This is a genomic window from Chromatiaceae bacterium (assembly GCA_016714645.1).
Taxonomy (GTDB): domain Bacteria; phylum Pseudomonadota; class Gammaproteobacteria; order Chromatiales; family Chromatiaceae; genus M0108.
Genome location: JADKCI010000002.1, coordinates 157,327 through 171,423, shown reverse-complemented (window position 1 = coordinate 171,423; position 14,097 = coordinate 157,327). Strand labels below are relative to the sequence as shown.

The 14,097-nt window shown below is 64.3% G+C and carries 13 protein-coding genes and 1 CRISPR repeat array (1 of these 14 only partly in view); all 13 genes read right to left on the bottom strand.

From position 1 onward, the window contains the following. A CRISPR array of direct repeats spans positions 1–2,138; the repeat unit is 36 nt; unit sequence GTCTTAATCCCCTCAAGATCGGGTCTACGTTCGGAC (it extends 956 nt beyond the left edge of the window). 208 nt (positions 2,139–2,346) lie between these two features. Then, entirely contained in the window at positions 2,347–2,631 is a 285-nt protein-coding gene (cas2, locus tag IPN92_07720) for a CRISPR-associated endonuclease Cas2 (GenBank protein ID MBK8638173.1), read from the bottom strand. Between the two features lie 39 nt (positions 2,632–2,670). Next, positions 2,671–3,519 carry a CRISPR-associated endonuclease Cas1 gene (locus tag IPN92_07715; protein MBK8638172.1) on the bottom strand — a complete coding sequence of 283 codons (849 nt, stop codon included), beginning with the start codon at positions 3,517–3,519 and terminating at the stop codon, positions 2,671–2,673. Continuing rightward, on the bottom strand, positions 3,516–4,487 hold the full coding sequence (gene cas1, locus IPN92_07710; protein MBK8638171.1) for a CRISPR-associated endonuclease Cas1: 972 nt from the start codon (positions 4,485–4,487) through the stop codon (positions 3,516–3,518). The genes IPN92_07715 and cas1 overlap by 4 nt, the downstream gene beginning before the upstream one ends. Positions 4,488–4,540: 53 nt before the next feature. After that, complete coding sequence (gene cas2 / locus IPN92_07705) at positions 4,541–4,945, bottom strand: CRISPR-associated endonuclease Cas2 (GenBank protein MBK8638170.1); 405 nt, start codon at positions 4,943–4,945, stop codon at positions 4,541–4,543. A gap of 185 nt (positions 4,946–5,130) precedes the next feature. Next, positions 5,131–6,324 carry a TIGR02221 family CRISPR-associated protein gene (locus tag IPN92_07700; protein ID MBK8638169.1) on the bottom strand — a complete coding sequence of 398 codons (1,194 nt, stop codon included), beginning with the start codon at positions 6,322–6,324 and terminating at the stop codon, positions 5,131–5,133. A gap of 7 nt (positions 6,325–6,331) precedes the next feature. Beyond that, complete coding sequence (locus IPN92_07695) at positions 6,332–6,733, bottom strand: type II toxin-antitoxin system VapC family toxin (GenBank protein MBK8638168.1); 402 nt, start codon at positions 6,731–6,733, stop codon at positions 6,332–6,334. After that, positions 6,734–6,985 carry an AbrB/MazE/SpoVT family DNA-binding domain-containing protein gene (locus IPN92_07690; GenBank protein MBK8638167.1) on the bottom strand — a complete coding sequence of 84 codons (252 nt, stop codon included), beginning with the start codon at positions 6,983–6,985 and terminating at the stop codon, positions 6,734–6,736. A gap of 108 nt (positions 6,986–7,093) precedes the next feature. Then, complete coding sequence (locus tag IPN92_07685) at positions 7,094–7,327, bottom strand: hypothetical protein (protein ID MBK8638166.1); 234 nt, start codon at positions 7,325–7,327, stop codon at positions 7,094–7,096. Between the two features lie 4 nt (positions 7,328–7,331). Further along, positions 7,332–8,549: a type III-B CRISPR module RAMP protein Cmr6 gene (gene cmr6, locus IPN92_07680; protein MBK8638165.1), complete on the bottom strand. Its 1,218-nt coding sequence runs from the start codon at positions 8,547–8,549 to the stop codon at positions 7,332–7,334. A gap of 1 nt (position 8,550) precedes the next feature. Then, positions 8,551–8,967 carry a type III-B CRISPR module-associated protein Cmr5 gene (gene cmr5 / locus IPN92_07675; GenBank protein ID MBK8638164.1) on the bottom strand — a complete coding sequence of 139 codons (417 nt, stop codon included), beginning with the start codon at positions 8,965–8,967 and terminating at the stop codon, positions 8,551–8,553. Between the two features lie 4 nt (positions 8,968–8,971). Then, positions 8,972–9,928 carry a type III-B CRISPR module RAMP protein Cmr4 gene (cmr4, locus tag IPN92_07670; GenBank protein ID MBK8638163.1) on the bottom strand — a complete coding sequence of 319 codons (957 nt, stop codon included), beginning with the start codon at positions 9,926–9,928 and terminating at the stop codon, positions 8,972–8,974. Positions 9,929–9,942: 14 nt separating this feature from the next. Then, positions 9,943–11,070 carry a type III-B CRISPR module-associated protein Cmr3 gene (locus tag IPN92_07665; GenBank protein MBK8638162.1) on the bottom strand — a complete coding sequence of 376 codons (1,128 nt, stop codon included), beginning with the start codon at positions 11,068–11,070 and terminating at the stop codon, positions 9,943–9,945. Continuing rightward, entirely contained in the window at positions 11,067–14,096 is a 3,030-nt protein-coding gene (cas10, locus tag IPN92_07660; protein MBK8638161.1) for a type III-B CRISPR-associated protein Cas10/Cmr2, read from the bottom strand. Before cas10 ends, IPN92_07665 begins: the two co-directional genes overlap by 4 nt. Position 14,097: the final 1 nt, after the last annotated feature.

The following is a 14,097-nucleotide window of genomic DNA, read 5'->3' as shown; positions in this document are numbered from 1 at the left end:
GACCGGCGGAGAAGTGGCGGGACGACCAGCTTGCCGAGCGTCTTAATCCCCTCAAGATCGGGTCTACGTTCGGACTCTCGCGATCTTGCTGGGGGTGCTTTGGATCTGGCGTCTTAATCCCCTCAAGATCGGGTCTACGTTCGGACTTCGATGGAGTTGTCGTCGTCCACCCGGCGGCGGCGTCTTAATCCCCTCAAGATCGGGTCTACGTTCGGACGCTTTGGATATGGCCATTCGTCCTATCCTGGTCTTAATCCCCTCAAGATCGGGTCTACGTTCGGACACATCTTCTGATCGGCCAAAGGAGGCCGCAACCAAGTCTTAATCCCCTCAAGATCGGGTCTACGTTCGGACGTGCGGTCGAGCACCAACCTGCACGCCGGACGGAAGTCTTAATCCCCTCAAGATCGGGTCTACGTTCGGACGCTGGCTGCGCCCTGGACCTTTCCCGGGAATTCCCCGTCTTAATCCCCTCAAGATCGGGTCTACGTTCGGACACCAAACCGACCGGCAGACCCTACCCGGCTTCGACTGGTCTTAATCCCCTCAAGATCGGGTCTACGTTCGGACGAGACATGATCGCGTTTCTATGGGATCAGGGTCGCATGTCTTAATCCCCTCAAGATCGGGTCTACGTTCGGACGCTTCTGAGTAGCACACCATGAACTGGCAACCGGTCTTAATCCCCTCAAGATCGGGTCTACGTTCGGACGTCTCAGGCTAAATTTGACCTGGCCAAGCGTATCCTGTCTTAATCCCCTCAAGATCGGGTCTACGTTCGGACCGGACTTACATAGACACATTGAAAACGCATTTCCGGTCTTAATCCCCTCAAGATCGGGTCTACGTTCGGACAAAGCTGTCGGAGCAGCATTGGGCGATAGCCAAGTCTTAATCCCCTCAAGATCGGGTCTACGTTCGGACAAGATAGAAAAGATGCGGATGGCTACCGCGCAATCAAGTCTTAATCCCCTCAAGATCGGGTCTACGTTCGGACGGGTTTCGATTTTCCGCCCCGTCCGTTCGCTCTGGGTCTTAATCCCCTCAAGATCGGGTCTACGTTCGGACCCGGCAGAACTAAGCCGATAAGTAGATTTCGTGGTGTCTTAATCCCCTCAAGATCGGGTCTACGTTCGGACGGCTGGCTGCGCTTTGGACCTTTCCCTGGAATTCCGTCTTAATCCCCTCAAGATCGGGTCTACGTTCGGACCAGGCAAGCGACAATGCAAGCAACCCGCGCTAGATGTCTTAATCCCCTCAAGATCGGGTCTACGTTCGGACGGGACAAAACCCTAGACAAGTCCGCTAAACCGATGGCGTCTTAATCCCCTCAAGATCGGGTCTACGTTCGGACCGACAAGATCAACGCGGCTATCGAATCCGCATCCGCGTCTTAATCCCCTCAAGATCGGGTCTACGTTCGGACCCTCGGCGCCCACATTACCCATACGATCTGTGTGTAGTCTTAATCCCCTCAAGATCGGGTCTACGTTCGGACCACCGTCAACGCTTGGATGCGGCACGGCGAAAAAGGTCTTAATCCCCTCAAGATCGGGTCTACGTTCGGACGACAAGGCACTCGATAAGGCTGCCAAGCCTATGGCGTGTCTTAATCCCCTCAAGATCGGGTCTACGTTCGGACCTGGTCTATCTCACCGAACAATTGCGTAATCTGGTGTCTTAATCCCCTCAAGATCGGGTCTACGTTCGGACTAAATCGCCGTCAACGGGTAAGGATGAAATATTTTGTCTTAATCCCCTCAAGATCGGGTCTACGTTCGGACCCCACCACGAGAGAGAGAAAGAATGAACACCTACGTCTTAATCCCCTCAAGATCGGGTCTACGTTCGGACTTAGTAAGGCACGCGAAAACTCGCAGGCATTTATTGTCTTAATCCCCTCAAGATCGGGTCTACGTTCGGACACGGCGAACAGCATTGAAGTGATCCAGCAGCTTGCGTCTTAATCCCCTCAAGATCGGGTCTACGTTCGGACGGAGGAAAAAATAATGGATAACGATCTCATCCCCGGTCTTAATCCCCTCAAGATCGGGTCTACGTTCGGACAGAGCAACAGCGGCTTCGTCTGGGGCGTTGTCGAGGTCTTAATCCCCTCAAGATCGGGTCTACGTTCGGACCCTCCCCCAAAATAACGCTTTACAATCAGACCCCTGCCAGGGGGGTTCCAGAAGATTTCCAAATCCGCAAAGCTGACGTGCAGCGTCATAAGCAAAATCTATGGAGAACCGGGCCACTTTAGGGGGTTGGCGGCCTACCAACCGCCTTTAGCGTAGCGCAGAAGGCTAACCACGCCAAGGGTTTCCCGTCGCCCGGCGAGCACATTACTCAACCGATGTAAAACCAGGGTGGATCTTTCACGATGACGGCCTTGCCGCGTGCCCGGATCTTGCCACGGGGGTCTAACCGTACCAGGACAAAGCGGTCTTGTTCGGGGTCCAACAGGTCTTGCATACGTTCGAGCAATTCTTGCCGTTCGGCGCGGGTGAGGAAGCACTCAAAGACGGATTTCTGGCGCCCGCTGGCATAATCCTTGAGTACTCGCAGGGCGGCCCGCAGGCGCTTGGGGCTGGAGACATCGTAGGCGGCGATGTAGAGGGTACGTTCGGTCATAGGTCAGGCCTGGGTCCCGGTTGCCCGGGGGGTGGTTCTTTAGGTCTCATGGATCAGCCAGCGGTGGAGGTTGCCGGTTATTTCCAGGCCATGGGCGGCAACGCGGGTGGCGTGGGCTTCAAAGATGCGCACGACCTCCGCATGGGCGGGTGGTCTGACGGCCACGCCTTGGCGCTCGGCGGCGAGCCAGCGGCGCTTGAGCCAACCGATGCGGGCCGGTTCCAGATACCAATACAGTAACTCGGTCAAATCCCGCGCCAGGGGTGGGGCCCCGGATTGGGCCAATTCACTTTGGGCGCCCAGGCCCAGTTCCTGGAGGTGCGCCTGCATCCAGCCCAGGGCGATGCCCCGCAGCCATTGGCGGGTGCGCATCTCCTGTGGGTCGCCGGCGTAATGCGCCGCCAGGGCTTGCAGGCCGGCGCGGCAGCGCACGGGGTCCCGTTCGCTGGTCGCCAACCCGAGCCGGGTACCGGTCCAGGCGGCGACGCGCCGCTCGTAGGTCTGGCGCCAGTGCTCATACATGCCCATGGCCTGGGGCAGGAGCAGGAACTCCGCCAAGCGGTGGCCGAGGTGGTCATGGAGGCCCGGCCGCCCGAGCAGGCGCGCGACCACGCTACCGGTTTCATCCACGAACAGGATGGCAATGCCCCGTTTGGCGCAGGCCATCAGGGCCTCCGTGGTCCAGTAGGTGTCCTCGGCGCAATGAATGCGCGACAGCCGTCGTAAGGGGAAGAGCTGTTCGGCGCGCTCGCCGCGCTGGATGCTGAGGGCGGGGCCATCGAGCTGGATCTGGGTGTCGCCACCCGGCGCTATGTACAGGGGGCGGGCGTCATCATCCCGGGGGCGTGGCGCCGGTTCGCCACAGGGTCGGGCGGTGTGGATGATCATGGCCATTCGCTGGGCAGGGTGACCCTCCCGCGCTCATGCAGACCCTGGGCCAGCCGGCGCGTGACGCGCCGCAGCCAGCGGCGCGGCAACTGGGCCATGGGTTCAAAGGCGGCGTAGAAGTGGCCGCGGCCGGCCTTGCCGAGCAGGCAGGCCTCGCCGTGGCGGTCGAAATGGTCCTCCCGCAGTTCCTCCGCGCGGAACAGGGACCACGCCCAGGCGTCCACCCGGGGGCGCAGGGGTTCCACCAGGTCGCAGGCCAGGGATTCCCGGCCGGGGTCCAGCTCGTGGAAAAAGCCAATGAAGGGGTCGAGGCCCGCCGTCTGGCAGGCGCGGACCGCCTCGAAGTGCATCAGGGTATAGCCGAGGGACAGGACGGCATTAACGGGGTCGCGGGGCGGGCGCCGGTTGCGGCCGGCAAAGCCCAGGCTGGGCGCGAACAGGGCGCCATAGGCCTGGAAATAGGCCGCGGCCGCCGCGCCTTCCAGGCCGCGCAGGCGCGCGATGGCGGGCTGCGGCTCCTGGCGCAGGCGCTCCCGCGCCTGACCGAGACGCTCCAGGCCCTGGGTCAAGGGCCGGCGTTGCTCGGGGCGCTCGGCCAGGGCCTGGCGCAGTAATCCCACCTGACCCTTGACCTTGGCCAGGACCAGCAAGCGCGCCCAACGCTGCCGCCAGGCGTCGTCCTCGTAGGCGCGGTATTGGCCAATGCGCCGGGTAGCATCGCCTGGTCCCCGGCCATGGATGAGGGCCACCTTGGCGCCGTGCTGGCCGCCGTGGAGCTGGATGGCGATGCCATCGTCCGCCAGCCGCGCCAGCAGGCTGGAGTCCAGCGCAACCGCGCTGTGCATCACGATCCGGTCCAGCAGATGGGTGGGCACGGTGCCCTGGCGCTCGCCGCTGGCGTAGATCACCAGGGCGCGCCCTTCCAGTTTCAGGGCCAGTTCGCGACGATCGAGATAGAGGGTCGACATGGTAGGAGTCTCCGCCGGCATCAGCCGTGTGGCGCTCGGATGGTTGACGGGACTTAGCCTGCCACAAGGGGGGACGCGGGGCCGGGACCACAAGCTTGCGGGGCGCCGCTCCCCGCTGAGGCTGGCGCAGGCTCCCTGTCCATCAGGGCGCCAAGCTGGCGGTCCAGCCGGTCATCGCCCAGCAGCATCACCCCCATGGGCAGAAACTGCCGGCCATACCGCTCGGCATCGAGGTGGCTGGGTAGGGGATAGACGCGGATATCGTCGGCCCGCGGGTCGATGATGTCGTCCAGCTCCGCCAAGAGGCCATCCAGGACGGCGGGGGTGTCGGCGATCAGGAACACGGAGTATTGCAGGGGCATGCCTTGCTGCTTGACGGTACGGTGGACGCGGGCCAGGCGCCGCGGGTCGGCGATGTCGTAGGCGAGCAGAAAGAGCTGTGGCGCGTGGTTGGCCATGGCTGCGGCGCGGGCTACCCCCGCTGGCCCAGCTTGTAGAGGAAGAGGAGGAGGGAAATCCAGAAGGCGAGCATGGCGAGGTCTCCGGCTGAACAGTGGCGGACCGGGCGGTCCGTGGTGGTCATGCTGACAGAGCGGCGGTCACCAGGCAGGGATGGCAAGCTTGCGGGAGACCCCCTAGGTCGTCAGCGGGGCACCCCCAGCTTGCGGAATAGCCCGCGCAGGCTGGCCTGCAGTTCCTTGGCGTTGCCGATCATGTGGGCCAGTCGCTGGTCGTAGGGGCGGACCCCATGAGCCAAGGCGTTGCGCAGCCCGCTCAGGGTCTTGAAGTCATCCTTGGTCATGAGTGCCTTGCGGTGGTAATCCCGGTGATCAAAGTTATTCAAGTCGTCATTTTGGCGCGTCACCTCCCCGCTAATCACCGCTTCCATGCCATAGATGACGGCGCGGACATAATCCCCCCGCTTCAGATGCTGCCAGCCTAGGGCGCCCTCCCAGGCGGCGCGGTTGCCGCCCCGCACCCAGGCCAGGCGCTTCTCCAGTTCGTCGCGGAACAGCTCGGCCGTGCTATCGCCGTTGGGGTAGCGGTCCGGTAGCCCACCCCAGGTATTGAGCTTTTCGCGGGCCTTGACCGGGTTACTGGTGCGCTCGAAAAAGGCGGCCTCCCGTAACAACCGGCCGCTCTGGCCCCGGCCGAGGTCGAGCAGGTCGGCAAAGGCGCCATAGTCGCCATCCTTGTCGTAGGTATGCAGGGCCTGCACCCAATCGGCGATGTTGAGCAGGCCTACCAGGTTGTGGACCGGCGCCGCCCCGGTGTCGGGGTCGTAGGCGCCATACCAGATCCCCTCGATGTGGGCCTGGCGGGTAATGCGCAGGTGCAGGGCGGAGAGGACGCCGAGCATGGGCAGGTGCCGGAAGCCGTGGGTGACATCCAGATGGACCCGATCCCCGACCTCGACGTGGGCGGCCATGATGCGCAACAGCGCGACCTGTTCGGCGGGGTCCTGGGCATAGGGGATGATCTCGAGCCGCACCTCGCAACCGAGGCGTTGGGCCAGCAGCGGCGTCAAAGGTCCCAGATGCGCGGCGGTGACGTTCTTCAGCTCCACTGCCTCGCCCAGGGCCAGCCAGGCCTCCTCGTCCGCGTCGCCAAAGTCGTAGTCCCCTTCGAACAGGTGTTCCCACATGCTGCCCGCCGTGCCCAGGATTACCAGGCGCTCGGCGCCCAGGTGCTGGCGCAGAGGCCAGCCAAAAAAGGCCGCCGGCGCCTGGGGCTGGCCGTCCCCGAAGTCATAGCAGGTGACGCGGTAACCCTGCTGGTCCTTTGGGACGCGGCCGAGGAAGGTGATGAGGACCTGGGGTGCGGTGTGGCGGGTCATGGTGTGCTCAATGCCGGTCGGGTCGGATGCAGTCGATGCGGATGCCCAGAGGCGCGACTTGGGTCCAGAGGCGGTCGGCGGTGATGACGGTGGCGTTCAGCTCGATGGCCAGGGCCAGACAGGCGCGGTCGCCGAGGGAGAGGCCAAGATGGCGGGTCGTGGCGCGCAGCTTGCCCGTGGTCAGCGCCTGCGCGCGATCAAAGGCGTGGATGGTCAGATCAAATCCGGCCAGCAAGCGCTCAAGATCGCTGTCCGCCAGGCCGCCCGCCAGGCATTTACCGGCAAATTCAGCCAGGTTGACCGTTGACATGCAACATTCACCCCCCAACAAGGCGGCATCCACCTGTTCCTGGCCCGGCTCGCCCTGCAGGGCCGCGAGCAATGCCGAGGTATCCAGGACGCTGACCACCTACCGGTCCTCGTTCGCCGCGGCCTCGCGCCGCTCGGCGATGAGTTCATCCGCCAGGGAGGGACTACCCGGGGGAAAAGACTGCTGAAACAGACGGCGGGACGCCGCCAGTTGGGCGCGGCGCGTGGTCAACACCAAGGCGCCATCGCGCAGTTCGCCCAGGAGCGTTTCGCCCTCCGTCACGCCCAGGGCCTTACGCACCTCCGCCGGGACCACGACCCGCCCGCCTTCCGATATTTTTATGGCGTACATCTATCCTTACTCCAAATTGTTTTACAAATGTCATTCTAGGCTTTGCCGACCATATTCTCAATCGGCTGGCTGGTCGACACCCCTATGCCCGTTCTCGCACGGCCTAGATCAGGGCGTTGGCCAGCTCACCGCCCGCCTCTTTGCGCGCCCCTCGGTCCGGTCACGTTCCAGGAGAGCGCGGCTGGTGGCGAGGGCCTGTTCCTCCGCGCTCATGGTGGCCAGACGCGCCAGGTGTTCGGCCGCCGCCTGGGGCTGGCCGTCCCCGAAGTCATAGCGGGTGACGCGGTAACCCTGCTGGTCTTTGGGGACGCGGCCGAGGAAGGTGAGTAAAACGCTGGACATGGAGTTACCTCGTCAAGGGACACAGCCCGACAGCGGCATCCATCAGTCGTTGCTTGCTGTCTTTTTTGCCCGGCGTACCCCAAGCCTTGGTCATCGTTGCCTTGAGCAACTCCCCGGCGGCTTGTCGGCTGGTCGCATCTTCCCAGGTCAAGGCCACATTCATGAAGTTCTTACGCTGGTTATCGAACTGGCTGCCGGGCTGGTAGGGGCTTTTACTCGCGGTCTCGAATTGCTGCCGGAAGGCTGCGACGACCGGCTGGTGTTCTTCCCAGGCCAGGTCTTCGGGTGACAGGGTGGCACGGTGGGCCGCCTCGGCTCGTTGCTGGGCTTCTGCTTGGGCCGCGGCTTGTTGCCGTTCGCTTTCGGCCCGGGCTTCAGGGTTTTCCTGCATGGCGCCGTAACCGACGGCGGTCTTCGCCCCGAACCCTAGCCACTGATAGGCATGCTGAAAAGCGGCCGCGAGCAGGGTTTTCCAGCGGCTGTCTTGCGCCAACCTGGGCGCGAGGCGCTCAAGGTGGGCCAGATGGCATTGCACATGGAAGACAAAGCGGGATTGCGGCGGTACGGTGAGGAAGCTGATGGGGTTGGGCTGGCCGGATTCGTGCGGCGAGGCGCCGTTCTGGTAGTAGTGGCCCTGGTGCGGGGTCATGATTTCAACCGCGAGGCTGATCTGGTCGGGCCTTTTCGGATCTGCCGGGGCAATTTGCGGGATGACGTCCCAAAACATCAGGGCACCGCGTAGATGGTCGGTTGCACCGTCGGTGGCTTCTCGACCAAATAGGATTTCGATGGCGGCATCATCCCAGCCCTGCGCCTCGCCCCAGTCGCCGCCGGCCAGTTCCCGCGCCGCCTGGCGCAGCACGCCCTTGACCCCGCTGCCGGGGAGGTAGGGCAGGCCGTAGGGGCTGAGAAAGGCAAAGCCGTTTTCCAGCGGGTGCTCGTTACCCAGGCCGGTGGTGAAGGGGGCAATGGCGAGGGCGTCGAGGCGGTAGGACGCACTGGGCGCGGCCGCTATGTCGAACACTCGTCGTTGGCGCTCCAGCAGGCCGCGCATGGTATTACGGTCGTTGTCGTTCAGTCGTTTGGCCCCATCAAGCGGCCTTTCCTTGGCTTTCGTCCAGGAGCCTTCGTTCCATAGCTGGAGATACATGCCAAAGCGCATCCCCGGCGAGGCCTCTTTGAAATCCTTACCCAGATAGGCGGGCGCGGCGGCAACGGGCATGTTACTCCCCTCCCTGGCGGGCGGCGGCCATTTGCCGCATCCAGCGCAGCCAGGCGAAGGCTTCGGCGGTGATGGCCTGGTAGTCGTTGGGCTTGGCTTTCATGAGGGCTTCCATGAAGGGCGCAAAGTTGGCACTTTGGATCCATTGCGGAAAACGTCGTTGTAGCCAGTGGCGTAAATGGCTGGCGACAGCTTCGTTGTGACGGCCGGATTCTTTCTGACCCTTCTCATGGCAGAACGCCAGCACCTGCATCAACCCGGAATTCATAATGAGGGCGGGCAGGCCCTTGGCGACGTTGACGTGTTCCTTGGTGTAGGTGGCGCATTGGGTCCAGGCATCCTGGGCGCGTTGTTGTTCGAGGGTCAGCCGGTTTTTGGCGGCCGTGGCCGGGGGGGCGGATGTGGCGCTAGGTTTCATCGCCTCAACCCTCCACGACCGTGGTCACCACCAGACCGCGTCCAGTGGTGACGTCGCCGCCGATCTGGAGCAGGCGGCCATCGAGCAGGGTCTTCATCTTCAAATGCACCCCCAGGGCGTCCATCCGATCGTCCCGCTGGCCGGTGCGGGTCTGGCTGGCCAGCATGGGCGCGATGAGTAGCGATTCGGGGGGCAGGTTTTCGGTGTAGAAAAGGCCTGTTCCCTTGGCCGTGCCGGTGTCGGGGTTGATGCAGACGTGGGGTTCCACCAGCATGGCATTCTGGGCGAAGTAGGCGAAGTCGGTATCGGACAGCACCACCAGATCCTGGCTGAACTTATCGCGGAAGAAGGCATAGGCCGCGTCCACCGGAAAGGCCTTGGCGGCAAGGTCGGCGGCGATCTTGGCGACCTGATCGCGGGCAGAGCCTGCTCCTGCAACTGTGTATTCGAAGGCTTCCAGGTGCAACACATGTTCCTGCCTCCCGTTGATTTGGCGCTCGGTGGCCAGAGTCGAATTGGCAAGCAGGCAGCCGCCTTCCGTCACCACGGGCAACGCCGGCCAGTCTGTCTTGATACCGATCAGCCCCAGCAACCGCTGGGCGCGGGACAGCGCCTGCGGACAGGTGGCATAGATGTAGCCACCCTTGAGGCTGCGCACCGGCAAGGCCACGAGTTGAGCGTCGCCGAAGCTGACCGCCCCGGCATGCAGGTCGCTGCTACCGGCATCCGGGCCAAACAGCACGTCGATCAATTCTTTCAAGGGTTTTTCCAGTGTCATCCCTTTGGAAAGCGCCTCGAAGCCATGCCGAACCGCGCCCTTGATGCCGGAACCGGCAAAGCAGGGGTGGCCGGTATGGCGCTCCCGCTGGATAGGGTTGTCAATTACCCCAATCGCCTGACCGGCGCCCATGTGGATGGGACTAACGGCGTAAAAAAATACGGCGGCGTGTTTTTCGAACATGAAGGTCTCCCTGATCAGTAAGCGGCAAATGTAAAACGATTAAAACCCTCGGCCTGACGTTGCCGATTCTCGCCTCCGGCGTCCCACAAACCCGATGCGGCAAGCTTGCGGAGCGCCTCCGGCGTGGCGACGACGTCGTCCAGCCAATAAACGCTACCGGCGGGGGCGGCGCGGCGGGCGGACTTGGGCTGCCAAAGGGCCAAGTCCCAGCCGGAAACGATCTCGGCGCGGGTGACCGCGGCGCAAACGAGACGGCCGCTGACTTCGCCCAGGTGGAATCGGCCTGCGGCATCGGTGCCCGGCAATGTCCAGCCCGCGGGGAAGATGCCCGGCGTGGCAAGCACCAAGCGGCAACGTCCGGCGCGCGCGATGGCCCCATAGTCCGGCGCGGCTGTCTGCGGCGCGGCGGGGTGGATGGCCGCCGCCCGGCCGTCGCCGCCAAAGCGGACCAGGCCGCTGGCGGGTGGCGCGGCGCCCGCGATACCGGCCAGAAAACCCACGCCGGGTTGCATCGCCACCGCCTGCACGGAGAACAGCCGACCGTCGGCGGCGCGTCGGGTGCTGGCATCAAGGCCCACGCCCACGCGCGGGTCGATGCACCAGAGTTGGCTGGATTTGATGAGGTCGCCCGGCAGCGGCGTATGGCCCGCCAGGTATGTGCGCCAACCGGCTGCGGTCAGCCAGTAACCCGCGGCCGCCTTGCCGCGTTCGGTCTCGGCCAGCACCGGTAGCATCGGCAGGGGCGATGAGGACAGCACCCCGGCGGCGGGTCGGGTGGGGCTGAGGGCGCGCACCGCCTTGACCTTGCCATCCTGTTCGCCGATGACCAGGTCGGCGGGCGGCGCAATCAGCGGTTCCACCCGGCCATCGGCCAGCCGGCGCGCCATCTGGAAGCTCGTGACCTGGAAAGTGCCAGGTTGGTCGGGGGTGCCCAGCACCGGATGCACCACGCGACCGGCGGCAAAAGCGACCAGGTCCACGCCGTCGTCGGTCAGCATGCGCGAACGCAAGGCCCCCGCCGCCACTGACGGCCAGGGCGGCACCAGCGATTCGCCGTAACTGCCGGGGTCGCCAAACAGCTTGTTGCCGCGCAGAAACAGCACATCCAGCGGTTCGAGAAAGCGGTATTCAACGGCGTTCATGCTGGTTCTCCCGCGCGGGTTTCCCGGGCCAGGAACTCGGCCACGGTCATAAAGTTTTGTAGCCAGACCAGCCGCTTCCCGGGTTGCCGCAGGGTGAGCGCGGCCAGCCGACGGGCCAGATCCGGAGCAAACACCTTTGCCCCCCTGTCCGCCTGTCGGGCCAACTGATAGGCCAGCAAGGTGGCGAGCATGGCGCCATCGCCTGCCGGTTCGGGCAGGTCGGTAAGCCATGCCAGGCTGTTGTAGACCGCCCGGCGTGAGACGCCAGGGTCACGCAGGAAGGCCATGAGATCGGCAAGCAGCGCCACCGGCTCACCCCATTTGGCCGTGAGGTAGAGGGAGCCACCGGAACGCTTGATGACCGTGATGGAAAAGGCATCGCGGCCGCCCTCGTTCTTGGCGCGCTGTTCCGCGGCGCGCAGTTCCCGCATCACCGCGCCCAAGGGGGCTTGGTGGTGGGCGATGACGGCACCGCAACTGGCGGTGGCCTGAGTGCCCATCATCCGCATCAGCTTGCCTTTGAGCAGGGCGAAACCCTGGTGCAGGGTCAGGCCGCGCGGGTCGCGCCCACCTTCATGGGTCGGGTCGTCCCCGGAATAAGCCAGCCGCAGCCGCTGCATGGCGGTGAGCAGGTCGGCCACCGGCAACATGGCGAGCACGTCGTCGCCACCGGCATAGATGACGCGGCCCAAATGTTCCTCCTCGACCACATGACGCACCACGCTGAGGGAGAAGTCGTTAAGCGCGCCGGAAATGGCCAGATGCCGGTTGGGCGAGAGCGCCCGGGGTTGCGCTCCATAGGCCTGGATCAGCTTCTGCTTGACGGCGAACTTATCAAAGCCGTCTTGCACTTGTGGGTGAAAGCTCTGGCGGTAAGGAATGGCATAGTCGTCGCCGCCGGCGAGCCAGGCGCCCATACGGTCCCCGTCCATCATGAGGAGGGCGTAATAGGTTTCGAGCCTGAAGCTCTGCTCCTCGGCGGCAGAGGGGCCGGGGGAGCGGGGGGCGAGGGTTTGCCGCACCAGCCGTTGGGCCTGTTCCAGCGCCGCGTCATCCTCGGCATCGCGTGCCGCCTCCAGCAAGCCGGGTAGGCGCTTGGCATCGGCCAGGGCCGGGTTATTGAGGTGTCGGAGCATCAGCCGGCGCGGCAAAGCCACCGCACCGGCCTGGTTACGGGCTTGCTTGAAGCCTGGGCAGGTCAGGCCGCCGCGCTCCAGCCATTGGTCAAGTTGATGCGCCAGCGCCATGGTATGGGTGGAGACAACGAAGCGGCGGAAGGTCTCCTGCTCGCCGCGTTCGCCCGCCCCCAGCGCATTGCGGACTTCCTCGGTGAAGAGGGTTGGCCAAAGGCGTTTGATGGCGGGCAAGGCGCTGAGGTGTTCGCCCTTCTTAGCCCAAGCGGGATTGTGCGCCGCCACTCTTGCCCACAGGGTATCGGTCTGCTGGCGATAGGACTTCCGCAGTTGCGCCGGGTCGGTGGTCAGCCATTCGGCCTCGCCGGTCAGCGAGCAACGCCAGCCTTGTTGTTCCGTCTGGTCGAAAGGGCGCACGGTCTTTGCCGCCGCCAGCACCCGTTCCGCCAGGTCATACACCGCCGGATAAAGCACGCCAGGGTTGGGGGCGAAGAAGGTGGTGCCATCGCCCCAGTCGATTGCCTGTTGCAGCGCCCGCCAGGCGGGTTTGTTGAGAAAACCGCAGGGCTGGCCGGCGGCCACGCCGAAGAAAGGCGCCATCGCATGGGCAAGCTGGCTGACATCCAGATCGGTCTGTTTGGCTGGGTTACGCGGGTGAATCAGGGAGAATGGCACCACCGCCCAATGCACCTCCGGGAAGCCCTGGAGTTGTTCCTGCATCTGTTGGTAGGGGTGACCGGTGGATTCGACATCAAAGCCGGCCTCCTTGAGCAAACGGGAAACAACATCCTGCCCTTGGGATTGCAACCAACCGCGAACCGCTTGGGTAACCTGGTCGGCGATGTCTTGCGCCTGACTGGCCGGCACGATCGCCACGAACCGGTTGGGCAAGGCGGCGGAGAACAGGGGGTTCGCATCGGTGCCGCGCTTCATCCATTCGCAGTCCTTGAACAGGGCGTCGGGCAGGTTCATCCGGTCGCGCAGCCACAGATCCACTTGCGGCACGCCGCGCAACCGCGGGAAGAGGATGGCATCCGGCCCCAGCGCTTCGCAAACGGGTTTCATCGCCTCCCAGGCCAGGCGCGAGAGGAGATGGGAACCGGCCCAGAGGTCGGAGGTGGTGCGCGCGCTAGCGATGAAGCCCTGCACCGGGCCAATGGACAGCGCCAGCAGCGCGGCCTCGCCATCCGGGTCAGCGGCAAAGGCGCCGGCGAAGGCCGAGGTCAAGTCCAGGTGATCCCAGATCGAGTGGTCCGGCACCCGGGTATCGGCGGGCAGTACGCCCCACAGTGCGCCGAGTTTGCCGTTGTCTGCCTCTTCGGCCAGTTCCGGGCCGAAACGCCAGTAGGTAAGCAAGATCTTGCGGGGGTCTTCGGCGAGGTCGGCCAGGGACAAGCGGGTGAGCAGGCGCGAGAAATGGTCGAAGCTGCGTTGCTTGATGTCCTTGAAATCGGTGTCGCTGAGGCCACCCTGTTTCGCCAGGTCGAACTGCTCGCCCGTCAGCGGGTGGATCAACACCGGCTTTTGGGTCCAGCGCACCTGCGCCCACGGGGCAACCCCAAAGGTTTTCTGCTCACCTTTCCGGGTGGTGACGGTGATGGCCTGCATCGGCCACTGGGGCCGGTCCGCCGCCGCCGCCCACCAGTCGGCGCGCTGGACATGCCGGTACAGGGCCAACGGTAAGCCCTTCTTGAAGATCACCGTGGACAGCGCCTCGGCGTTGTCCGAGTCAAGGGTTGCCGCGCCGAGGTCGGACAGGCCCAGCAAGCGGGTCAGTGCCTTTGACGTACCGCCCTCGTGCCCGGCCGGGTCGCGCAGCAGCACCAGCGCCTTCTCCGCCGGGTCGTGGACACGCGCGGCCAGCTTGGTTTGCCAGATGAGGTCGTTGGTCATG

Bases quoted from the DNA above. Each gene is read 5' to 3' on its own strand.
- cmr4 (MBK8638163.1), bottom strand. From the start codon at position 9,928: ATGTTCGAAAAACACGCCGCCGTATTTTTTTACGCCGTTAGTCCCATC.
- cas1 (MBK8638171.1), bottom strand. From the start codon at position 4,487: ATGTCGACCCTCTATCTCGATCGTCGCGAACTGGCCCTGAAACTGGAA.
- cas2 (MBK8638170.1), bottom strand. From the start codon at position 4,945: ATGGCCAACCACGCGCCACAGCTCTTTCTGCTCGCCTACGACATCGCC.
- IPN92_07690 (MBK8638167.1), bottom strand. From the start codon at position 6,985: ATGTACGCCATAAAAATATCGGAAGGCGGGCGGGTCGTGGTCCCGGCG.
- cas2 (MBK8638173.1), bottom strand. From the start codon at position 2,631: ATGACCGAACGTACCCTCTACATCGCCGCCTACGATGTCTCCAGCCCC.
- cmr6 (MBK8638165.1), bottom strand. From the start codon at position 8,549: ATGCCCGTTGCCGCCGCGCCCGCCTATCTGGGTAAGGATTTCAAAGAG.
- cas10 (MBK8638161.1), bottom strand. From the start codon at position 14,096: ATGACCAACGACCTCATCTGGCAAACCAAGCTGGCCGCGCGTGTCCAC.
- IPN92_07700 (MBK8638169.1), bottom strand. From the start codon at position 6,324: ATGACCCGCCACACCGCACCCCAGGTCCTCATCACCTTCCTCGGCCGC.
- cmr5 (MBK8638164.1), bottom strand. From the start codon at position 8,967: ATGAAACCTAGCGCCACATCCGCCCCCCCGGCCACGGCCGCCAAAAAC.
- IPN92_07665 (MBK8638162.1), bottom strand. From the start codon at position 11,070: ATGAACGCCGTTGAATACCGCTTTCTCGAACCGCTGGATGTGCTGTTT.
- IPN92_07685 (MBK8638166.1), bottom strand. From the start codon at position 7,327: ATGTCCAGCGTTTTACTCACCTTCCTCGGCCGCGTCCCCAAAGACCAG.
- IPN92_07715 (MBK8638172.1), bottom strand. From the start codon at position 3,519: ATGATCATCCACACCGCCCGACCCTGTGGCGAACCGGCGCCACGCCCC.